This is a genomic window from Bradyrhizobium sp. USDA 4461, from assembly GCF_054055655.1.
The window spans coordinates 1238100-1259296 of the sequence record NZ_JBSRXM010000001.1 but is presented as its reverse complement, the minus strand read 5'-3'; the positions used below and the strand labels follow the sequence as shown (position 1 = coordinate 1259296).

The 21197-nt window shown below is 65.9% G+C and carries 24 protein-coding genes; 15 read left to right on the top strand and 9 right to left on the bottom strand.

The window, feature by feature from the left end; all coding sequences use genetic code 11:
- Positions 1 to 9: 9 nt before the first annotated feature.
- A complete protein-coding gene (locus ACVINW_RS05995) occupies positions 10 to 1323 on the top strand; it encodes an ATP-binding protein (protein WP_456750443.1) in 1314 nt (437 codons plus the stop codon).
- Here the strand turns inward: ACVINW_RS05995 and ACVINW_RS05990 are convergent.
- A complete protein-coding gene (locus ACVINW_RS05990) occupies positions 1250 to 2194 on the bottom strand; it encodes a YihY/virulence factor BrkB family protein (RefSeq protein WP_456750442.1) in 945 nt (314 codons plus the stop codon). The genes ACVINW_RS05995 and ACVINW_RS05990 overlap by 74 nt on opposite strands.
- A gap of 82 nt (positions 2195 to 2276) precedes the next feature.
- Between ACVINW_RS05990 and ACVINW_RS05985 the strand changes: the two genes are divergently transcribed.
- The 5 genes from ACVINW_RS05985 to ACVINW_RS05965 all read left to right on the top strand — a co-directional run bounded on the left by ACVINW_RS05985 (position 2277) and on the right by ACVINW_RS05965 (position 6112).
- The gene (locus tag ACVINW_RS05985; RefSeq protein WP_024584739.1) at positions 2277 to 2471 is read left to right on the top strand and encodes a twin transmembrane helix small protein; all 195 of its coding nucleotides are present in this window, start codon (positions 2277 to 2279) and stop codon (positions 2469 to 2471) included.
- Between the two features lie 123 nt (positions 2472 to 2594).
- On the top strand, positions 2595 to 3167 hold the full coding sequence (locus ACVINW_RS05980; protein WP_456750441.1) for a cob(I)yrinic acid a,c-diamide adenosyltransferase: 573 nt from the start codon (positions 2595 to 2597) through the stop codon (positions 3165 to 3167).
- A 117-nt stretch (positions 3168 to 3284) separates the two neighbouring features.
- Positions 3285 to 4034, top strand: a complete 750-nt coding sequence (locus ACVINW_RS05975; protein WP_456750440.1) for an electron transfer flavoprotein subunit beta/FixA family protein — start codon at positions 3285 to 3287, stop codon at positions 4032 to 4034.
- On the top strand, positions 4034 to 4984 hold the full coding sequence (locus tag ACVINW_RS05970; RefSeq protein WP_456750439.1) for an electron transfer flavoprotein subunit alpha/FixB family protein: 951 nt from the start codon (positions 4034 to 4036) through the stop codon (positions 4982 to 4984). The genes ACVINW_RS05975 and ACVINW_RS05970 overlap by 1 nt, the downstream gene beginning before the upstream one ends.
- A gap of 246 nt (positions 4985 to 5230) precedes the next feature.
- Entirely contained in the window at positions 5231 to 6112 is an 882-nt protein-coding gene (locus tag ACVINW_RS05965; protein WP_456750438.1) for a 3-hydroxybutyryl-CoA dehydrogenase, read from the top strand.
- An 11-nt stretch (positions 6113 to 6123) separates the two neighbouring features.
- Here the strand turns inward: ACVINW_RS05965 and ACVINW_RS05960 are convergent, their stop codons facing one another.
- From ACVINW_RS05960 to ACVINW_RS05950, 3 genes are read right to left on the bottom strand one after another with little or no spacing between them, the layout of a single operon-like run.
- Positions 6124 to 6249, bottom strand: coding sequence for a hypothetical protein (locus ACVINW_RS05960; protein ID WP_456750437.1), 126 nt, complete (start codon positions 6247 to 6249; stop codon positions 6124 to 6126).
- Complete coding sequence (locus tag ACVINW_RS05955) at positions 6246 to 7457, bottom strand: aminotransferase class I/II-fold pyridoxal phosphate-dependent enzyme (protein WP_456750436.1); 1212 nt, start codon at positions 7455 to 7457, stop codon at positions 6246 to 6248. Before ACVINW_RS05955 ends, ACVINW_RS05960 begins: the two co-directional genes overlap by 4 nt.
- The gene (locus ACVINW_RS05950) at positions 7454 to 7837 is read right to left on the bottom strand and encodes a tautomerase family protein (RefSeq protein ID WP_456750435.1); all 384 of its coding nucleotides are present in this window, start codon (positions 7835 to 7837) and stop codon (positions 7454 to 7456) included. The genes ACVINW_RS05955 and ACVINW_RS05950 overlap by 4 nt, the downstream gene beginning before the upstream one ends.
- 108 nt (positions 7838 to 7945) lie before the next feature.
- Between ACVINW_RS05950 and ACVINW_RS05945 the strand changes: the two genes are divergently transcribed.
- Together ACVINW_RS05945 and ACVINW_RS05940 are read left to right on the top strand one after the other, a co-directional pair.
- Positions 7946 to 8797: a LysR substrate-binding domain-containing protein gene (locus tag ACVINW_RS05945; RefSeq protein ID WP_456750434.1), complete on the top strand. Its 852-nt coding sequence runs from the start codon at positions 7946 to 7948 to the stop codon at positions 8795 to 8797.
- Positions 8798 to 8894: 97 nt separating this feature from the next.
- Complete coding sequence (locus ACVINW_RS05940) at positions 8895 to 9083, top strand: putative motility protein (RefSeq protein WP_456750433.1); 189 nt, start codon at positions 8895 to 8897, stop codon at positions 9081 to 9083.
- On the opposite strand, the gene tlpA is transcribed toward ACVINW_RS05940, so the two are convergent.
- On the bottom strand, positions 9084 to 9776 hold the full coding sequence (tlpA, locus tag ACVINW_RS05935; protein WP_456750432.1) for a thiol:disulfide interchange protein TlpA: 693 nt from the start codon (positions 9774 to 9776) through the stop codon (positions 9084 to 9086). It lies immediately after the preceding gene.
- Positions 9777 to 9893: 117 nt separating this feature from the next.
- Between tlpA and argH the strand changes: the two genes are divergently transcribed.
- The 3 genes from argH (at position 9894) to lysA (ending at position 13018) form a co-directional block, all read left to right on the top strand.
- Positions 9894 to 11291: an argininosuccinate lyase gene (gene argH, locus ACVINW_RS05930; RefSeq protein ID WP_456750431.1), complete on the top strand. Its 1398-nt coding sequence runs from the start codon at positions 9894 to 9896 to the stop codon at positions 11289 to 11291.
- A 92-nt stretch (positions 11292 to 11383) separates the two neighbouring features.
- Positions 11384 to 11653, top strand: a complete 270-nt coding sequence (gene lptM / locus ACVINW_RS05925; protein WP_456750430.1) for an LPS translocon maturation chaperone LptM — start codon at positions 11384 to 11386, stop codon at positions 11651 to 11653.
- 99 nt (positions 11654 to 11752) lie between these two features.
- Entirely contained in the window at positions 11753 to 13018 is a 1266-nt protein-coding gene (gene lysA / locus ACVINW_RS05920) for a diaminopimelate decarboxylase (protein ID WP_456750429.1), read from the top strand.
- Between the two features lie 94 nt (positions 13019 to 13112).
- On the opposite strand, the gene ACVINW_RS05915 is transcribed toward lysA, so the two are convergent.
- Both ACVINW_RS05915 and ACVINW_RS05910 read right to left on the bottom strand, forming a co-directional pair.
- Entirely contained in the window at positions 13113 to 14024 is a 912-nt protein-coding gene (locus tag ACVINW_RS05915) for an NAD(P)-dependent oxidoreductase (protein WP_456750428.1), read from the bottom strand.
- Positions 14025 to 14222: 198 nt separating this feature from the next.
- Positions 14223 to 14603 carry a carboxymuconolactone decarboxylase family protein gene (locus tag ACVINW_RS05910; RefSeq protein WP_050629459.1) on the bottom strand — a complete coding sequence of 127 codons (381 nt, stop codon included), beginning with the start codon at positions 14601 to 14603 and terminating at the stop codon, positions 14223 to 14225.
- A gap of 172 nt (positions 14604 to 14775) precedes the next feature.
- Here ACVINW_RS05910 and ACVINW_RS05905 point away from each other — a divergent pair, with 172 nt between their 5' ends.
- The 4 genes from ACVINW_RS05905 to ACVINW_RS05890 all read left to right on the top strand — a co-directional run bounded on the left by ACVINW_RS05905 (position 14776) and on the right by ACVINW_RS05890 (position 19782).
- Positions 14776 to 17412: a TIGR02302 family protein gene (locus ACVINW_RS05905; protein WP_456750427.1), complete on the top strand. Its 2637-nt coding sequence runs from the start codon at positions 14776 to 14778 to the stop codon at positions 17410 to 17412.
- A gap of 166 nt (positions 17413 to 17578) precedes the next feature.
- On the top strand, positions 17579 to 18895 hold the full coding sequence (locus tag ACVINW_RS05900; protein WP_456750426.1) for a TadE/TadG family type IV pilus assembly protein: 1317 nt from the start codon (positions 17579 to 17581) through the stop codon (positions 18893 to 18895).
- A gap of 48 nt (positions 18896 to 18943) precedes the next feature.
- Positions 18944 to 19408 carry a TadE/TadG family type IV pilus assembly protein gene (locus ACVINW_RS05895; RefSeq protein ID WP_456750425.1) on the top strand — a complete coding sequence of 155 codons (465 nt, stop codon included), beginning with the start codon at positions 18944 to 18946 and terminating at the stop codon, positions 19406 to 19408.
- Positions 19405 to 19782, top strand: coding sequence for a TadE/TadG family type IV pilus assembly protein (locus ACVINW_RS05890; RefSeq protein WP_456750424.1), 378 nt, complete (start codon positions 19405 to 19407; stop codon positions 19780 to 19782). Before ACVINW_RS05895 ends, ACVINW_RS05890 begins: the two co-directional genes overlap by 4 nt.
- A gap of 94 nt (positions 19783 to 19876) precedes the next feature.
- Here ACVINW_RS05890 and ACVINW_RS05885 read toward each other — a convergent pair whose 3' ends face one another.
- On the bottom strand, positions 19877 to 20254 hold the full coding sequence (locus ACVINW_RS05885) for a response regulator (protein ID WP_456750423.1): 378 nt from the start codon (positions 20252 to 20254) through the stop codon (positions 19877 to 19879).
- 37 nt (positions 20255 to 20291) lie between these two features.
- Complete coding sequence (locus tag ACVINW_RS05880) at positions 20292 to 21158, bottom strand: MJ0042-type zinc finger domain-containing protein (protein WP_456750422.1); 867 nt, start codon at positions 21156 to 21158, stop codon at positions 20292 to 20294.
- Between the last annotated feature and the right edge of the window lie 39 nt (positions 21159 to 21197).

Below are 21197 nucleotides of genomic sequence, written 5' to 3'. Positions count from 1 at the left end.
ACGGAAACCATGGCGTCAAAATCGCGCGCACGGCGCAGCAAGCGGCCATCCAACAGGCCGCCGCCGAAGACCCGCGCCGCCAAAACGCGCGCGGCCGAAACCGGCGCCAAAACCGGCGCCGCGAAGGCGGCAACCAAGCCACGGCATAAGCGAGCGGCGCCAAAGCCGGCCCCGAAGACCACTCCCGGCATGGTCGAGACCGCGCTTGCCGCCTTTGCCCATGAGGTCCGGACGCCGCTGACCGGCATCCTCGCGATCAGCAATCTGCTCGCGACGTCGGAACTCGGCGAGCGCGAGCGGCGCTGGGTCGACACCATCAAGGCCGGCGCCGAGCATCTGGCGAGCCTTGCCACCCTGTTCGTCGATGCTGCCCGCAGCGAGGGGCCGGGGCTTGAGATCCGGCAGGACTTCTTCGACCTGCGCACGCTGGCGCGCCATGCCGGGGATTCGCTGGCCGGCCGCGCCGCAGCCAAGGGGCTGCAGGCCTCCGTCGTGATCTCCGACCGGCTGCCGGCGTTTGCGGTCGGCGATCCCGTCCGGCTGCGCGCGGCGCTGGAGAACCTGATCGACAACGCCGTCAAGTTCACCGAGCAGGGCAGCGTCGAGCTCAACGTCGCGCCGGTGCGCGCGGCCAGGGGAAAGGACAGCGGCAGAATCGGCGTTGCCTTTGCAATTTCCGACAGCGGCATCGGCCTGACCCTGTCGGAGGTCAAGCGCCTGTTCCGGCCGTTCTCCCAGGCCAATGTCTCGATCGCGGCGCGGTTCGGCGGTGCCGGGCTCGGCCTGTCCTCGGTCAAGCAGCTCGCGCGGGCCATGGGCGGCGACATCGTCGCGGCGCAGCGCGCCGGCGGCGGCACCGTCTTCACGCTCAGCGTGGCGCTGGTCTCGGCCGAAGGGCCGGCCGGTGCTGCGTCGAGCGAAGGCGCTGCGGTGCTGATGTCGCAGGGGTTGCGGCTGCTCAGCGTCGAGGACAATCCGTTCGGCCGCGTCGTGCTCAACACGATCCTGACCGAGCTCGGCCACCAGGCCGAATTCATCGGTCAGGGCGAGGCTGCGCCCGACCGGCTCGGACAGGGTGAGTTCGACGCCGTGCTGATGGACATGGTGCTGCCCGGCATCGGCGGTGTCGAAACCATCAAGCGCATCCGTGCGCTGCCGCCGCCGCACGGCGATATCGTGATCGTCGGGATTTCCGGCCGTGCCGAAGACGAAGCCGCGGCGCGCGCCGCCGGCGCCGACGCCTTCCTGGTCAAGCCTGTTTCTCCGCGGGCGCTCGCGACTGCGCTGCATGAAGCGACACGCCGCGCGGCAGCCGCGACTTGATGATCGCGGCGTTCAATTCGCCGCCGAACACGAAGATCGCGGCGATGAAATACATGAACACCAGCGCGATCACCACCGAGGCAAGCCCCGCATACATGGTCACGTAATTGTTGGCGAAGCGCGCCAGGTACATGCCGAAGCCGATGCCCGAGATCAGCGACGCCACCATCGTGAAGATGATGCCGGGCAGGATCTGCGTGAAGCTGCGGCGCCCCGCCGGAAGCCAGGCATGCAGGATGAACAGCGCAACCACCAGCGCCAGGATCGTGATGCCGTAACGGGCGGTGTTGAGCAGGCTCTCGTTGGATTCGACGAAGAACGGGATATAGCGCCGCGCCGCCTCGATGATCAGCGGCCCGAGCACGATCAGGAACGCCATCGCGAGCGAGGTGAACGCCGCGACCAGCGTATAGCCGATCGACTCCAGCCGCAGCCAGTACCAGCGCCGCGGCTCGATCACGGCATAGGCGCGGTTCAGCGCCACCCGCAGCGCCTCGACGCCGTTGGAGGCGAAGTAGACCGCGAGCACCGCGCCGATGGTCAGGATGTCGCCGCGGGTGTTGGTCAGCACGTCGTGGATCTGGCCGGACAACGCGCCGGCGACCTGATCCGGCCAGACCTGGAGCAGTAGCCCGACCGCCTGGTCGGCGAGCTGCTTGGAGCCGACGAAGCCGGCCAGCGACGTCAGCACGATCAGGAACGGAAACAGCGCCATCAGGGTCGACAGCGCGATATGGCTCGCGATCGCCCAGCCGTCATCGGCGAGGAACGTGTAAAAGGCATCCATCACGACGTGGGTGACGTAACGAAGCTGCTTCACATTCCACCCGGCATTATCGACGACCGCTCGGTCCGAGAACGGACCCAGCATCTGATACTACGCCTTGAAAAGCCAGTTGGTTGCATGGCGTAGCTGTGTGGAAGTCCGCGTCCTGCGGTGTTATGTACCGCAGATGACATCCGTCCTCAGCACGATCATTCTTCCCATCGCCGTCGGCGCCGTAGCCCTGGTGCTCCTGCTCGGCCTCATCAACATGATGAAGGGCGGCTCGCCGAACACGTCGCAGAAGCTGATGCGGCTGCGCGTGCTGTTGCAGTTCGTCGCCATCGTCATCGCGATGCTCGCGGTGTGGGCGATGGGACGATAGCTGAGGTACACTTTTCACCTCTCCCACCCAACTCGGGTTTATCCGAGTTGGGCATGCAAAATTGTCGAAGTCGGATATATCCGACTTCGATGGGAGGGGTGAACTCGAACACTGGAGCCGGCCATGGTCGTTCTCAATCGAATCTATACGCGCACCGGCGATGACGGCACCACCGCGCTCGGCTCCGGCGAGCGGCGGCCGAAATACGATCTGCGCGTGGCCGCCTACGGCACCGTCGACGAGACCAATGCCGCGATCGGCGTAGTCCGATTGCATCTCGCCGAAAGCCCCGAGGTCGATGCGATGCTCGGCCGCATCCAGAACGACCTGTTCGATCTCGGCGCCGATCTGGCGGTGCCGGAGCGCGAGGGCAAGGCCGAGCGCCTGCGCGTGCTGGCAAGCCAGGTCGAGCGGCTCGAACGCGACATCGACGGCCTCAACGACCAGCTGGCGCCGCTGACCTCGTTCGTGCTGCCCGGCGGGACGGCTGCGTCGGCCTATCTGCACCTCGCCCGAACGATATGTCGCCGCGCGGAACGCATGATGGTGGAACTCGCCGCCCGGCCCGACGAGCCGGTCAATGCAGCTGGCATTCAGTATATGAACCGGCTGTCGGATTTCCTGTTCGTTGCCAGCCGCTTCCAGAACAACAAGGGGGCGGGGGACGTGTTGTGGGTGCCGGGTCAGAACCGCTAAACTGGTTCAAAACCGGGTGACGGTTTTTTGGCTTTGGCGCGTTGACCGGGGGAAACGGGACCTTTAGGTTCCGCGCCAGCCAACCGAAACCCATAAAATCAAAGCGAAAGAGGATCGATGAAGGTTCTTGTGCCGGTAAAGCGGGTCGTCGACTACAACGTCAAGGTCCGCGTCAAGAGTGACGGGACGGGCGTGGAGCTCGCCAACGTCAAGATGTCGATGAACCCGTTTGACGAGATCGCCGTCGAGGAAGCGCTGCGGCTGAAGGAAGCCGGCAAGGCGACCGAAGTGGTGGTGGTGTCGATCGGACCGGCGCAGGCCTCCGAGACCATTCGCACCGGACTTGCGATGGGCGCCGACCGCGGCATCCTGGTCAAGGCCGAAGGCAATGTCGAGCCGCTCGCGGTCGCCAAGATCCTGAAGTCGGTGGTCGAGGCGGAGCAGCCCGGCCTCGTCATCCTCGGCAAGCAGGCGATCGACGACGACAGCAATCAGACCGGCCAGATGCTGGCCGCGCTGCTCGGCTGGTCGCAGGCGACCTTCGCCTCCAAGCTCGAGGTCGACGGAAGCGACTTCAAGGTCACGCGCGAAGTCGACGGCGGCCTGCAGACCATCAAGCTGAAGGGCCCGGCGATCGTCACCACCGACCTGCGTCTCAACGAGCCGCGCTATGCGTCGCTGCCCAACATCATGAAGGCGAAGAAGAAGCCGATCGACGACAAGAGCGTCGCTGACTACGGCGTCGATGTCACGCCGCGTCTGGAAGTGCTGAAGACCGCGGAACCCTCAGGCCGCAAGGCGGGCGTCAAGGTCAAGGACGTCGCCGAACTCGTGAACAAGCTCAAGACCGAAGCCGGGGTTCTCTGATGACGACGCTGTTGATTGCTGAACACGACCACGAGACCCTGAAGGACGCGACCAACAAGGCACTGACCGCGGCTTCCCAGCTCGGCGGCGACGTCCATGTGCTGGTTGCCGGTGGCGGCCAGGGCACCAAGGCGGCGGCGGAAGCGGCCGCCAAGCTTGCCGGCGTCACCAAGGTGCTGGTCGCCGAAGGTCCCGCCTATGAGCACGACCTCGCCGAGCCGCTGGCTGCGCTGATCGTCGCGCTGGCGCCCGGCTACGACGCCTTCGTCGCGCCCGCGACCTCGCGCTTCAAGAACGTGATGCCGCGCGTCGCAGCGCTGCTCGACGTCATGCAGGTCTCGGAGATCATCAAGGTCGTCGCGCCCGACACCTTCGAGCGGCCGATCTATGCCGGCAACGCGATCCAGACCGTGAAGTCGAAGGACGCCAAGAAGGTGATCACGGTCCGCACCTCGACCTTCGCCGCCGCCGGCGAAGGCGGCAGCGCGGCGATCGAGAACGCCGCATCCGCCGCCGATCCCGGCCTGTCGACGTTCGTCGGCGAGGAAGTCGCCAAGAGCGACCGTCCGGAACTGACCTCGGCCAAGATCATCGTCTCGGGTGGCCGCGCGATGCAGAGCCGGGAGAACTTCGCCAAGTACATCGAGCCGCTCGCCGACAAGCTTGGCGCCGGCGTCGGCGCCTCGCGCGCCGCGGTCGATGCCGGCTATGCGCCGAACGACTGGCAGGTCGGCCAGACCGGCAAGGTGGTGGCCCCGGAACTTTATGTCGCGGTCGGAATCTCCGGCGCGATCCAGCATCTGGCCGGCATGAAGGACTCCAAGGTGATCGTCGCCATCAACAAGGATGAAGACGCGCCGATCTTCCAGGTCGCCGATTACGGCCTGGTCGCCGACCTCTACCAGGCGGTTCCGGAACTGACCGAAGCGCTCGGCAAGCTCGGAAAGTAGCGACAAGACACCGGCCGGGTGGCTAAGCTCCGGCCGGTGTTGATATTTTCGAGGCAATGATCCGGAAACGTTTTTCCGAAAGGATCATGCTCGACGGGGAGAATGGGGGTCTGACGTGATGATGGGTCATCACATCATGGTCCCGGGAAACGTTTTCCGGCGGATTGGGCAACCCGGAAGGCTTCACTTCGGGTATCGTTGGGATTGGGCAGGCGCGACATGCGCGCCGTTCCGGTGGATGACAAGATGACGGTGGCAATCAAAAAGGTCGGCGTGATCGGTTCGGGCCAGATGGGCAACGGCATAGCCCATGTGGCGGCGCTGGCCGGCTTCGACGTGGTGCTCAACGACGTGTCCGGCGACCGGCTGAAATCGGCACTGGCGACCATCAACGGCAATCTGACCCGCCAGGTGGCCAAGAAGGCGATCAGCGAAGCCGAGCGCAAGCAGGCGCTCGACCGCATCGCCTCCGCCGAGACGCTCGACGCGCTGGCCGATTGCGACCTCGTGATCGAGACCGCGGTCGAGAAGGAAGAAACCAAGCGCAAGATCTTCCAGGAGGTCTGCGCGGTGCTGAAGCCGGACGCGATCGTCGCGACCAACTCGTCGTCGATCTCGATCACACGGCTCGCCGCCTCGACCGACCGCCCGGAGAAATTCATCGGCATTCATTTCATGAATCCGGTGCCGGCGATGGAGCTGGTCGAGCTGATCCGTGGCATCGCCACCGACGACACGACCTTCGACACCGCCAAGGCGTTCGTCGCCAAGCTCGGCAAGCAGGTCGCGGTGTCGGAGGATTTCCCCGCCTTCATCGTCAACCGCATCCTGCTGCCGATGATCAACGAGGCGATCTACACGCTGTATGAAGGCGTCGGCAACGTCGAGGCGATCGACGCCGCGATGAAGCTCGGCGCACATCATCCGATGGGCCCGCTCGAGCTTGCCGATTTCATCGGCCTCGACACCTGCCTGTCGATCATGCAGGTGCTGCATGAGGGGCTCGCCGATTCAAAGTATCGGCCGTGCCCGCTGCTGGTGAAATACGTCGAGGCCGGCTGGCTCGGACGCAAGAGCCAGCGCGGCTTCTACGACTATCGCGGCGACAAGCCGATCCCGACGCGGTAATCACTGCGTCTTCAGGGCAGTGCCCGCAGCAGCGCGAGCGTCGCGGGCACGAGACCGACGATGACGGTCGCACCCATTCCAAGCCCGAGCAGATGCGCCGCCAGTGCGAGGCGCTGGCTTTGTGCGCGCGGCGTCATTGCAGGGCTCCGCAGGCGCGCTTCAAGCGCGTAGCCGCCTCCTCGATGGTCGCTGACGGGTTGGCGAAGCTGACGCGGACATAGGGCGACAGCCCGAGATCCTCGCCGGGGAACACCACCAGATCGGCGTTCTCGAGCAGATAGGCCGAGAAATCGCGGTCGGTCGCGATGATCTTGCCGTCGGGTGCGCGCTTGCCGATCACGCCGGCGCAACCGACCAGCAGATAGAACGTGCCGTCCGGCGGCGTGCAGGACAGCCCGGCGCATCCGTTGATCAGTTCGGCAAAGCGGTCGCGTCGCGCGCGCAGGATGGCTGCGCGCTCGGCCAGCACATCCTGTGGGCCATCGAGCGCGGCAATTGCGGCGGCCTGGCTGATCGACGATGCGCCCGATGTGGTCTGCGACTGGATCGTGATCATCGCGCGGATCAGCGCCGCAGGTCCGGCGGCATAACCGATCCGCCATCCCATCATGGCGTAGCTCTTGGCGAGGCCGCTGACGGTCAACGTCCGCGGCCTCAGGCGCGGCTCGATCTCCGCCAGCGTCGGCGCCGGCGCGCCATCGAACGTGATGTGCTCGTAGAGCCCGTCGGCAAGCACCCAGATATCCGGATGCCGCGACAGGACCGCGGCGATCTCGGAGAGATCCTCGCGTGAATAGCGCGCGCCGGAGGGATTCACGGGATTGTTGAGCACGATCCAGCGCGTCCGCGCCGTGATCGCCGCCTGCAGATCCTCGCCGCGCAGCCTGAAGCCGTTGTTCTGCGCGCACGGCACGACCACCGGCGCCCCGCCTGCGAGCCGCACCTGATCGAGATAGGGCGCCCAATAGGGTGCAGGGATGATCACCTCGTCGTCGGGCGCCAGCGTCGCGAGCAGCGCGTTGAACAGCGCTTGCGTCGAGCCGTTGGTGATGACGATCTCATCCAGCCGATAGTCGAGACGATGGTCGCGCAGCAGCGCGGCCTGCACCGCGCGCTTCACATCCGGCGTGCCGTCGACGTCGGTGTAGCGGGTCTCGCCGCGCAGGGCCGCGTCATGCGCCGCCGCGATCACATGCGCCGGCGTCGGAAAATCCAGATTGCCCGACGACAGCTCGATGATGTCGCGCCCATTGGCGCGCAGCTCGCGGGCGCGCCGCCGCAGCACCGATGCGGGCGATGCCTTGATGCCGCTCATCCGCGGCGAGAGGATCGGGGATGCGCTCATCGGACGTACTGCGCCTCGCCGTTGCCGAACGACCAGTTCTCGGGAAGCACCTCGACCAGGTTGATGAAGATGTCCTCGGTCCGCAGGCCGGGGCTGTCCGTCAGCAGCTCGGCGATCCGGCGATAGAGCCTCTGCTTCTGCGTCACCGGGCGGGTGTTGCTGACGGTGATCTGGATGATGACCAGATCGTCGCTGCGCCTGATGCCGAGATAGTCGGCGCCATAAGCGAAATCGTCGCCATCATGCTCGGAGACCGTCATGAAGGGGTCGCCGTCCGGCACATCGAAGGTCTCGCGCATGGCGCGATAAAGGCTGTCGAGAATGGCCTTGCGGTAGGCGGCGGGCTTGCCCCGTCGCAGCGAGACGCGGGTCAGCGGCATGATGGTGGCTCCTTGAAGATTTGCGTGCAGCCAATCCTAGGCGCTGATTGATCATTTAAAAACGGCATGGTAATTCATTTCAATGATTTCATATTGAAATGAATGGCCATGAAAGCTCTCGATGTCGAGGCGGTGCAGGCCTTTGTCCTGGTCGCCGACCTCAGCAGCTTCACCCGCGCGGCGCAGGTCATGGAGACCACGCAGTCCGCGATCAGCTTGAAGATCAGGCGGCTGGAAGACGGGCTTGGCCGGCGGCTGCTGGAGCGCACGCCGCGGCTGGTCCGGCTGTCCGCCGAAGGAGCGGCCTTCCTCGCCGCGGCGCGCAATCTGGTTGCCGCGCATCAATCGGCGATCGGGTCGTTCGCGGTCGAGCATCGGCGGCTGGTCGTCGGCATCAGCCACCACATCGTCGGAACGGAGCTGGCGTCGCTGCTAAAGCGGATGAACGCCACCGATCCCGGCCTGGTGATCCAGCTGCATGTCGACACGTCGCGCGCGGTGCTCGGCGCATTCGACGACGGCAAGCTCGATGCCGCGATCGCCCTCCGTCACGATGCCAAGCGCCGCGATGGCGACGTGCTGTTCGAGGAACCGTTCGGCTGGATGGCCGCGCCGGATTTTCACCATCGTCCCGGCGAGCCGCTGCGGCTGGCGACCCAGGCCGAGCCGTGCAGCGTCCGCGCCATGGCCGTCGAGGCGCTCGATGCCGCCGGCATCGCCTGGACCGAGGCCTTCGTCGGCGGCGGGCTCGCGACGATCGGGGCTGCGATATCCGCCGGGCTTGCGGTCGCCGCGCTGGCGCGCCGGGTGGCGCCGGCGGATACCGTCGACCTCGGGCCGCGGCTTGGCCTGCCGCCCTTGCCGTCGCGCGACGTCATGCTGCATTCGAAGCTGTCGGATGCGCGAACCCGGCAAGCGCTGCGCACGCTCGGCGCGGCGTTTGCGGCGAATGCGGCTTGAGCCTTATTCAGACGATGCGGCAGCCTGACGCGGCCATCCGTTACCCAGGCATTAACTTTGGCGCGCTACGCCAAGTTTGGAATTGGGAGTACCGCGTATGGACACGATGAGCATGGTCACCAGCATCCTGTCGATGCAGCAGGGCAACCTGCAGGGTGAGATCGCGACCCGGGTCACGAAGCAGAACCTCGACGCGGAGAAATTCGCGGTTCAGACCCTGCTTGGGACGCCGTCGACCGCCAATCTCGGCCCCGGCATCGGCGACAATCTCAACGCCGTCGCCTGATCAGAACCCGGCCGCGGCCGGCTGTAGCGCCGCCTTCACCAGCTTGATCGCATCGTCGCTCGCCCATTCGGCGGGACCGGCGATGTTGGCGATTTCGCAGCCCTTGCCGTCGACCAGCACCGAGGTCGGCATGCCCAGCGCCTTGCCTATGTTCTTAAGATCCTGAAAGACCTTGGCTTTCTGGTCGCTGAAATAGTCGAGCCGGGTCAGATTGGCCTCTTTGAGGAAGGTCTTCGGCTTGTCCGGGTCGCGGGTGTCGATGTTGATCGCGACCACCTCGAAATCCTTGCCGCCGAGCTTGGTCTGCAGGCTGTCGAGCGCCGGCATCTCCTTGCGGCAGGGCACGCACCAGGTCGCCCAGAGGTTGACCAGAACGGTCTTGCCGCGCCAGTCCGAGAGCTTCTTCGGCTGGCCGTTGGCATCCTCGAAGGCGAGGTCGGGCAATTTGAGCGGGGTGGTGGCCATGGTCAGCGCGGCGACCTCGCCCTGGGCGAGTGGGGCGATCTTCTTGGCCAGATCCACCGCGCTGTTGCAGGCGATATCGCCGCCCGCGGGATGCCTGAGGCCGGAGACCCCGACATAGCCGATCACGGCCCCGACCAGCACGGCGCCGATCACCAGCGGAATGCGCCATCTGGCCGCCGGCTTGGCGGTCGGCTCGCTCGGGGTCGTCTCGGGCATATCGTTTGTCATCCTGGGTCAGATGTGGGCTAAGCAGTGCCGGGAATTACGATCGGAACCGCCATGCTGTTTCGTCGCTCCGGCGATGAAACCGCACGGCCTGAAATACAAATTCGTGAGCGAGATGTCATGAGCAACAAGATGTGGGGCGGCCGGTTCTCGGAGCGTCCCGACGCGATCATGGAGGAAATCAACGTCTCCATCGACGTCGACCGGCACCTTTATGCCCAGGACATTGCCGCGTCCAAGGCCCACGCCGCGATGCTCGCCGCGCAAGGCATCATCACCGCAGCTGATGCGAAAAATATCGGCAAAGGTCTAGACACGATTTTGTCAGAAATCGGCAAGGGCGATTTCGATTTCAAGCGCGCGCTCGAGGACATCCATATGAATGTCGAGTCGCGGCTGTCCGAGTTGATCGGGCCCGCAGCGGGCCGGCTGCACACCGCACGCTCGCGCAACGACCAGGTCGCGACCGATTTCCGGCTCTATGTCCGCGACACCATCGATGAGACCAATGCGGCGCTGGCCGCATTCCAGCAGGCGCTGGTCGCCCGCGCGCTGGAGCACGCCGGAACCGTGATGCCGGGCTTCACCCATCTGCAGACCGCGCAGCCGGTGACCTTCGGCCATCATCTCCTCGCCTATGTCGAGATGGCCGGCCGCGATCGTGGCCGCTTTACTGACGCGCGCAAGCGGCTCAATGAATCGCCGCTCGGCGCCGCCGCACTCGCCGGCACTTCGTTTCCGATCGACCGCGCAGCGACGGCGAAAGCGCTCGGCTTCGACCGGCCGATGGCCAATTCGCTGGATGCGGTGTCAGACCGCGATTTCGTGCTGGAGACGCTGTCGGCGGCCGCGATCTGCGCCGTGCACATGTCGCGCTTCGCCGAGGAGATCGTGATCTGGACCTCGCCTTTGGTCGGGCTCGTCAAGCTCAGCGACAAGTTCACCACCGGCTCGTCGATCATGCCGCAGAAGCGCAATCCGGACGCCGCGGAGCTCGTGCGCGCCAAGACCGGCCGCGTGATCGGTGCGCTCACCGCGCTCTTGATCGTGATGAAGGGCTTGCCGCTCGCCTATCAAAAGGACATGCAGGAGGACAAGCAGGGCGCGATGGAGGCCTTCGAGGCACTGTCGCTCGCGATCCGCGCCATGACCGGCATGGTCGAGGACCTGGTGCCGGATGAGGCGAAGATGAAGGCCGCCGCCGGCGAGGGCTATGCCACCGCGACCGATCTGGCCGATTGGCTGGTGCGGACCCTGAAAATGCCGTTCCGCGACGCCCACCACGTCACCGGGCGCATCGTCGGCCTCGCCTCGAAGCAGGGCGTGGCGCTGCACGAATTACCGCTCAAGGCCATGCAGGAGGTCGAGCCCAAGATCACCGCCGAGGCGCTGAAGGTACTGAGCGTCGAATCCTCGGTGCAGAGCCGGACCTCGTTTGGCGGCACGGCGCCGAAGAATGTGATGGCGCAGGCCAAGGCCTGGGCCAAGCGGCTGGAAAAAGAGCGAAAATTGGGCTGAACCGGAAAATTTGGCGGTGATTTCTCGGGCCTCGGCCTCTCGCCAGAGCACGCCAATGTTTGTATGGTGCCGCCCGAATTGGGGAATTCGTCGTGATTAGCAAGAACCGCCTGACCCCCTCGGGATGGGCCATCATTGTGCTGAGCGTTTCCGCGCTGGCGCTCGGCGGCTGTGGCCGCAAGGGACCGCTCGACCTGCCGCCGACCGCCAACGCCGCGCCGGGTGCAGCACCGACCGACACCGAGGCCGAGCGGGCGGCGCAGCCCAGCGTGTTCAATCCGACCTATGGCTCGGATGCCGCGCCGGCCGCGTCGAGGGGCAATAAACGGCCCTTCATCCTCGATCCGCTGCTCGGCAACTAATATCTGGAGCATGATCCGGAAAAGTGGGAACCGGTTTTCCCTCGCGACAAACGCGGAACGCGTTTGCGCGGAGATCATGCTCAAACAATGTAGTGTGTCATGAACCATTTCGACTATCGCAACGGCGTGCTGCATGCCGAGGCGGTCAATCTCATTGAGCTGGCGGAAGCCGTCGGCACCCCGTTCTATTGCTATTCGACGGCGACGCTGGAGCGGCACTACCGCGTCTTCACCGAGGCCTTTGCCGGTGAGAAGGCGCTGGTGTGCTACGCCATGAAGGCGAACTCCAACCAGTCGGTGCTGCGCACGCTGGCCAAGCTCGGCGCCGGCGCCGACGTGGTGTCCGGCGGCGAATTGAAGCGGGCGCTGGCGGCCGGCATTCCGCCCTCGAAGATCGTGTTCTCCGGCGTCGGCAAGACCGAGGGCGAACTGCGCGCCGCGCTCGCCACCGACATTCTCTGCATCAACATCGAGTCCGAGCCGGAACTCGACATGCTGTCGCGCCTTGCGGTCGAGATGAAGACGACCGCGCGCATCTCGGTGCGGGTCAATCCCGACGTCGATGCCGGCACCCATGCCAAGATCTCGACCGGCAAATCCGAGAACAAGTTCGGCATCCCGATCGCCCGTGCCCGCGAGGTCTATGCCCGCGCGGCGAAGCTGCCGGGCATCAAGGTCACCGGCACCGACGTGCATATCGGCAGCCAGATCACCGATCTCGGTCCGCTGGAGGTTGCCTTCCGGCTGCTCGCGGAATTCGTCCAGACGCTGCGCGCCGACGGCCACGATATCTCGCATGTCGATTTCGGCGGCGGCCTCGGCATTCCCTATTACATGGACCGCGCCGCGCCGCCGGAACCGGGTGCCTATGCCGCGATGGTCAAGCGCGTCACGCACAATCTCGGCTGCACGCTGATGTTCGAGCCGGGCCGCATGATCGTCGGCAATGCCGGCATCCTGGTTGCCCGCGTGATCCATGTGAAGCCGGGCGACGCCAAGAACTTCGTGATCATCGACGCCGCGATGAACGACCTGATCCGGCCGACGCTGTATGAAGCGCATCACGACATCCTGCCGGTGCGCCAGCCTGCGCAGGGCACGCCGACCATGGTCGCCGACGTGGTCGGCCCGGTCTGCGAGACCGGCGACTATCTCGCACTCGACCGCGCGCTGCCGCAGCCGAAGGCCGGCGATCTCCTGGCGATCATGACCGCCGGCGCCTATGGCGCGGTGCAGTCCGGCACCTACAACACCCGGCCGCTGGTGCCGGAGGTGCTGGTCAAGGACGACCAGTTTGCCGTGGTCCGCCCGCGCATCGACGTCGACGCTTTGATCGCCATGGACAAGCCCGCGCCGTGGTTGTGAGGCCGTAGCCCGGATGTAGCGAAGCGAAATCCGGGACGGTCTCTGACGCGGCACGAACCCCGGATTACGCTACGCTCCATCCGGGCTACGCGTCTTACTTCGCGGCGTGACTGCCTTTTCCGCCCCCGCCCACGATCACGCCTGCGGCCTTCTCGATCGGCTTGATCGCCGCCGTAAAGTCCGAGTCCGGTCCTTCGTCGCGGATGATGACTTCCCAGAGCCGGCCGACCGCCTCGGCGACTTCCATCGACAGCCCGAGCGCGCGCATTTCCTCGACCGCGAGCCGCACGTCCTTCACCATCAGCCCGGTGGCGAAGCCGAAGTCGAAGCTGCGCGGCAGCACCGAGCGGGGAAACTTGTCGCGGCTCGCGGTGTTCAGCCCCGAGCCGGCATTGATGACGTCGATCATCACGGCCGGATCGAGCCCGGACTTCACGCCCATCACCACCGCCTCCGAGGTCGCGACCATCGCGGTCGCCGACAGGAAGTTATTGGCGAGCTTCATGGTCTGGCCGGAGCCCGGCTTGGTGCCGATGAAGAACACCTTGCCGATGACGTCGAGCGCGCCCTTCACCAGCTCGAAATCGGCGCGCGGGCCCGACACCATCACCGCCAGCGTGCCCTTCTCGGCGCCGGAGACGCCGCCGGACACCGGGCTGTCGATCTGCACGATGTTCTTCTTCGCGAGCAGATCGTGGATCTTCACCGCCATCTGCGAGCCGACGGTGGAGAGATCGATGAAGCGCTTGACGCGCTTGCCCTCGATCACGCCGCCCGCGCCCGTTGCCACCTCGAGCGAGGCCTGCAGCGAGGGCAGGCTCGCCATCACGGTCTCGACGCGGTCGGCGACGTCCTTCGCCGACGTCGCGGCCGCCGCGCCGCGCGCGACCAGTTGATCGACGACCTCCTTGCGGGTGTCGAACACGGTGAGCGTGTGACCGGCCTCGATCAGCCGGCGCGCCATCGGGAAGCCCATCTTCCCGAGGCCGATGAATCCGATTTCCATGGTTCGTTTCCTCTACGTCGTTATGTGTGCAGCAATTTGCCCCACCCTCGACGTCGTCCCTGCGAAAGCAGCGACCCATAACCCCAGGACTGCATTGTTTGGCTCAGCTGGGGCCACAGCCGTCGTAGCGACGACGAACTGTGGTTATGGGTCCCGGCTCGCGCTCCGCTTGGCCGGGACGACAACGAGAGGAGCCGCTCACGCCTTGTCGAGTTCGGCGAACACCTCGCGCGCGATGCGGAAGCTATCGACGCCGGCCGGGATGCCGGCGTAGATCGAGACCTGCATGAAGATCTCGCGGATCTCGTCGCGGGACACCCCGTTGGTCAGCGCGCCCTTGATGTGGGCCTTCAATTCGTGCGGTCGGTTCAGGATCGAGATCATGGCGAGGTTGAGCATGCTGCGGGTCTTGCGCGGCAGTTCCTCGCGGCCCCAGACCGCGCCCCAGCAATATTCGGTGACGAGTTCCTGGAACGGCTTGTTGAAGCTGTCCGAATTCTTCAGCGCATTGTTGACATAGGCCTCGCCCAGCACCGCCTTGCGGATTTCGAGCCCCTTGTCGTGCGTCTTCTGGTCCATATCGTTTCCTCATGCGTTAACGCGTTGGTTCGGGCCGGGACGTTACGGGGCCGAACCGCCGCAGTCACGCCTTCGTGTTATGCGTATTTCCCGGTGTGGGTTACGTCGGGGAACGGGTGCCTCAAAGCCGCCGCCGTGCTAGGCTGTCCTGCCGGCTACCCCGGAGATTTTATTGAGCGGAGCCAACATCGACCCGTCCGACAACGCCTCACGCGCCGTCCCCGACAGCGATGCGGTCGCGCGTCTGAAGCTCAACGAGGCTCTGCAGCGGGCGAGGCTGGCGATTGCGTGGGAACGGGCGTGGCCGCATCTGGCGCGGTTCCTCACGATCGCGGGTCTGTTCCTGGTCGTGTCCTGGGCCGGGCTGTGGCTGGTGTTGCCGTTTGCCGCACGCCTGGCCGGCGCCGCCCTGTTCGGGCTGGCCGCGCTCGCCATGTTGGTGCCGCTGGTGCGCTTGCGCTGGCCGAGCCGCGAGGAGGGCCTGAGCCGGCTCGACCGCGGCGCCGGGATCCGGCACCGCCCCGCAACCACGCTCGCCGATACGCTCACCAACAAGGATCCGTTTGCGCTGGCGCTGTGGCAGGCGCAACGCGAGCGCACCCTGGCCTCGATCAAGCGCATCCGCGCCGGGCTGCCGCGGCCGCGCGTCTCGCTGCACGACCCCTGGGCGCTGCGTGCGCTGGTCATCGTGATGCTGGTCGCGAGCTATGTCGCCGCCGGCGACGAGCGCGGCCTGCGGGTCGCCTCCGCATTCGACTGGAACGGCATCATGGCGCCGGCCAATGTCCGGGTCGACGCCTGGGTGACGCCGCCGAACTACACCGGCAAGCCGCCGATCATCCTGTCGAACGCCAACAAGGACGCTGCCGCGGCCGACACCACCCCGCTGGCGGTTCCGGCCGGCAGCACGCTCTTGGTGCGCTCCAGCGGCGGCAGCATCGACGTCGTGGTCGGTGGCGGCGTCGCCGAGGTCACGCCGGAAGGACAGGCGCCCAAGGGCACCAACGAGCGGCATTTCAAGATCACCGGCGACGGCACCGCGCATGTCCGCGCGCCGGCCGGCGAGCCGCAGTGGAAATTCACTGCGACGCCGGACCGGCCGCCGTCGATCGCGCTCGCCAAGGATCCGGAGCGGCAGGCGCACGGCGCCTTGCAGCTGTCCTACAGGCTCGAGGACGATTACGGCGTGACCGAAGCGCGCGCGCAGTTCGCGCCGCGGCCGACTGATGCGCCCAAGGATGCAGCGAAGGATGCAGCGAAGGATGCCGACGACAAGGCCACCCCGCCGCGTCCGCTGTTCGAGCCGCCGCAATTCCCGCTGGTGCTGCCCAATGCGCGCACCCGCAACGGGGTCGGCCAGACGGTGAAGGATCTCAGCGAGGATCCCTATGCCGGCGCCGACGTGACGCTGACGCTGACCGCAAAGGACGAGGCCGGCAATGAGGGCAAGAGCGAGCCGTTCAACATGCGGCTGCCGGAGCGCCTGTTCACCAAGCCGCTGGCGCGCGCACTGATCGAGCAGCGCCGGATCCTGGCGCTCGACGCCAACCAGAACGGCCAGGTCTACGCCGCGCTCGACGCGCTGATGATCGCGCCCGAAATGTTCATGCCGGAGACCGGCTATTATCTCGGCCTGCACACCGTGGCCCGCCAGCTCGAGGCGGCGCGCACCGACGATCAGCTGCGCGAGGTCGTCGCCAGCCTGTGGGCGCTTGCCGTCACCATCGAGGACGGCAACATCAGCGACGTCGACAAGGCGCTGCGCGCGGCGCAGGACGCGCTGAAGCAGGCGCTGGAGCGCGGCGCGAGCGACGAGGAGATCAAGAAGCTCACCGACAATCTGCGCGCGGCGCTGGACAATTTCCTGCGCCAGATGGTCGAGCAGTTCCGCAACAATCCGCAGCAGCTCGCCCGGCCGCTCGATCCCAACGCCAAGGTGCTGAGCCAGCAGGATCTCAAGAACATGCTCGATCGCATGGAGCGGCTGTCGCGCTCCGGCGACAAGGATGCCGCACGGCAGCTGCTCGAGCAGATGCAGCAGATGCTGGAAAACCTGCAGATGGCGCAGCCCAACCAGGGCGACGACGACATGCAGCAGTCGCTCAACGAGCTCGGCGACATGATCCGCAAGCAGCAGCAGTTGCGCGACAAGACCTTCAAGCAGGGCCAGGATTCCCGCCGCGACCGTATGCGCGGCAAGCAGGGCGAGCAGTCGATGGGCGACCTGCAACAGGATCAGCAGGCGCTGCGTGACCGCCTGAAGAAGCTGCAGGAGGAGCTCGCCAAGCGCGGCATGGGTCCGGATCAGCGCGGCCAGAAGGGCCAGCAAGGGCAGAAGGGCCAGGGTCAGAAGGGCGATCAGGCGCAGCAGGGCGACCAGGGCGGCGATCAGGGCGATGACGGCGGTGACGGGCTCGACCAGGCCGACTCCGCGATGGGCGATGCCTCCGGCCGGCTCGGCGAGGGCAATGCCGACGGCGCGGTGGATTCGCAGGGCCGTGCGCTCGATGCGCTGCGCAAGGGCGCGCAGAGCCTGGCCGACGCGATGCAGCAGGGCGATGGCGACCAGCCGGGCGACAGCCCCGGCAACCGCGCCGGCCGTCAGCAGAGCGGCGGCAACCAGACCGATCCGCTCGGCCGTCCGCTGCACGGCCGCGAATTCGGCGACGACTACACCGTGAAGATTCCCGGCGAGATCGACGTGCAGCGCGTCCGCCGCATCCTGGAAGAGCTGCGCCGCCGCCTCGCCGACCCGTCGCGGCCGCAGATCGAGCTCGACTATATCGAGCGCCTGCTGAAGGACTATTGAGCCCGGCCGCCAGGCCCGCCCGCATCTGGATGGGGCCGACCAGGTCCCCGAGGCAGCCCCGGCTGCCCGCACAATTTCTCTAAAACTCTCGGGTTCCCGTTGGCGCGCATTTAAGTCGCCTGCGTCATTCTGTTTCGGATAATTGGCATGCGTCTCAGGAGATCACATGAGGCAGTGCAGCCGTTTATTCATTGCATCGTCGTGCCGGCCATTGCGTGCAACTCGCCGGAACCTTGAGAAGACCAGCCTGCTCCGACGCTTCGTTCGCGACCGGTCGGGCAGCTATGTCATTATCTCGGCGCTGCTGATGCCGGTTCTGGTGGGCACGGCAGGGCTCGGCACCGAAGTGGGCTGGTGGTACTATAAGCACAAGAACATGCAGAGCGCGGCCGACTCGGGCGCCGTCAGTGCTGCAACCGCGGCCAGTGCAGGCGCAGACCTGTTGTCCGAAGCCAACGCGGTGACGGCAAATTACGGCTACGCCAACACGGTGAACAACGTCACGATCGCCGTGAATCAGCCGCCGAAGGCCGGCAATTACACATCCAATCTGCAGGCGGTCGAAGTCGTCGTGACCCAGCCGCAGCCGCGGCTGCTGTCGGCCTTGTTCGGCTCGAATCCCGTGCTGGTCACCGCGCGCGCGGTCGCGCTGCCGAATTCCGGAACCGGCTGCGTCCTTGCTCTCGATCCGACGGCGAGCCCCGCGGTCAATGTGAGCGGCAGCAATCAGCTCAACTTGATCAAGTGCAACCTCTACAGCAACTCGAGCGCAAGCCCGTCGCTCAACGTCGCCGGCAATGCTGCGGTTTCCGCCAATCAGGTCGGGGTCGTCGGCGATGTCTCCGGCGCGAGCAACATCACCACGACCAACGGAATCAGGACGCACATCCAGCCGATCGCCGATCCCTATGCAAACGTCTCACCGCCGGCGGAGCCGAGCTGCACCAACGCCAAGATCACGGTGAACTCCAACGGAAAGACCAACTCGATCAGCCCCGGCTGCTACAAGGGCAACATCACGGTCAATGCCGGCGCGACCCTGAGCCTCGATCCAGGCATCTATTACCTGGACGGCTCCAATCTGAGCGTCGCGGGAAACGCCACGATCACCGGCAGCGGCGTCACGCTTGTCTTTACGGGATCGGGAAGCAACTGGGGCACCGCTTCAATCGGCAGCAACGCGATCATCGACCTGACGGCGCCGACCTCCGGCACCACAAAGGGCATCGTCATGTATGGCGACCGCAACATGCCGGTCGGCACGGCCTTCAACCTCACCGGCGGCGCCACCCAGAACTTCGGCGGCGCCATCTACCTGCCAAGGGCCAATCTCAGCTTCAGCGGCGGCAACGGCACGAGCACATCCTGCACCAAGATCATCGTGGACACCTTGACGCTCACCGGCACGTCGAACCTTCAGGTCAATTGCGCAGCGCTCGGCACCGCGACGATTGGCACGCAAACCGCGCAACTCATCGAATGAGGCAGGCCGATGCAGGTCCAGAGATGCTCATCCAACAGCCATAGCCGATTGCTTCGCCCTCTCTTGCGGCGCCTGCGCGCCGGTGTTCGCGACCGGCGCGGCGTCGCCGCGATCGAATTCGGTGTCATGATCCCATTGCTGACCCTGATGGTGGTCTCGGTCACCGACATCGGGCTTGCGCTGTTCCGCAAGATGCAGGTCGAAAATGCCGCACAGGCGGGAGCGCAATACGCGATCGTGCGCGGCTTCGATACCACCGGCGTGTCCAACGCCGTGATCGCCGCCACGAATTCCACGGCCATCATGGCGTCGCCCCAGCCGCTTCAGTTCTGCGGATGCCCGACGAGTGCGGGGATCAGCACCGTCAGCTGCGGCGCGGTGTGCCCGAGCGGCGCGCAGGCCGGGACCTATGCAATGGTCTCGGCGCAGGGGACCTATTATACGCTGATCAACTACCAGATCGTGGCGACCAGCTACACCTACAACGCCCAGTCCACTGCGAGGCTGCAGTGAAACGCACGGCGTTGTGGCACGACGATCGGGGCGCCTCTGCGCTGGAATTCGCCCTGACCGCTCCCGTGTTCTTCCTGTTCATCTTCGGCATCATCGAATTCGGGTTGCTGTTCTGGACCCAGCTCGGGCTTCAGCACGGCACGGAAATGGCGGCGCGCTGCGCAACCGTCAACAGCACGCTCTGTCCGAACAGCAACGCGATCACGAGCTATGCCGCGCAGCAGGCGTTCGGCCTCACCTTCCCGACGCAGACCTTTACCCATGCCGCGTCGGCCTGCGGCAACCAGGTCAGCGCCAGCTACTCGTTTCAGTTCATGCAGTTTCTCAACGTGCCGCCGATCGTGCTGACGGCCCAGGCGTGTTTCCCGAGCTGAGCAGCGCGACGAGATTGGAATCTCATCGCGCTTTAGCTTCTTCGTTTTGCATGATCTTTTCGGAAAACCGCTTCGCACTTTTCCGGATCATGCGCTAACTCGCCTTGCTTGCTGCCAGCGCGTCGGCGACCGCGGTGCGGATGTCGGCCACCGAGAACGGCTTGGTCACCACGTCATGCACGATCGCCTCGAGCCCTGAGGCGCGCTCGCGCTGATGGGCGAAGCCGGTCATCAGCAGGATCTTCAGCGCGGGGAAGTCGCGCGCCGCGGTCAGCGCCAGCGCGATGCCGTCCATGACAGGCATCTGAATATCGGTGAGCAGCAGGTCGAACGCGCCTTCATCGCGCGTCAGGACCTCCAGCGCCTCGGCGCCGTCCTGCGCGGTGACGGTCTCGTGGCCGTCCATGGCGATAGCGCGCGCCACCAGCGAGCGCATCGAGTCTTCGTCGTCGGCGATCAGAACGCGGGTCATGGTGATGGATCAGGTCCCGAAAGTGTAAGCGGGCGGCTCAGGCGCGGCCGCCGGTGAGGTCGTGTTTGTTGAAGAAGCGTACGTCGATATTGCGGCCTTCGGGCGGCGGCGAGGCGAGACGCGACTTGAAGAAGGCGCGCTCGCCGGGATTGAGCACCGGCTGTTCCAGCACCGCATTCCAGGCGTAGATTTCGGCGCCCTTGGCATCGCGGACCGAGAAGCGCAGCCGCGGCAGTTCGACCGGCTTCCTGGTCTGGCCGACGATCGCGCCCTCGATCACCAGCACCGGCTTGCCGTCGACGGTCTCGTTGGTGATCTTGAGGTCCTTGAAAGCGAGCCCGCGCAGATTCACGTCGAGCCCGACCATTTTGTAGAACAGCGCGGTCTGCGGCAGCAGCCGCACCACGTCGTTGCGCCAGACGAACAGCGCGACGATCAGTGCGGCCATCGCCGCGCAGGTGGTCGGCAGGGCGCCGATCACAGGCACGAACGGAATTCGGGGCAGCGACGGCAGCCGGAACAGCCGGGGAAGCCGCGGCAGGCGGAAGCGGCGCCGGGTTCCGGCCGGTGCCTCACCGTCGGCATGGGCGGCGACATCCGCGGCGGCGACCGCCGGCCAGTCCGTGGCGGCATCGCTTCCCTCCGGCAAATCGGCCGAAATCGAGGGGCTGTCGACCAGCGGGGTCGCGTCGGCCTCCTCGCGGCCCATCGCCTCCCATTCGGCGGCGAGATCGGAGCCGGCGGCCTCATAGGCCAGGGTCGGCGCGGTCGCCCCGATCGCGTCCTCCGGCCGGGCCAGCCAGACCTCGCGGCAGCGGGAACAACGGACCGTGCGTCCGGCCTCGCCCAGGGTGGCCGGATTGATGGCGTAGGATGTTGTACAATGCGGGCAAACGATATGCATGGAGCCGAATCTCCACCGTGTGGTATGCCCGGATGCTAC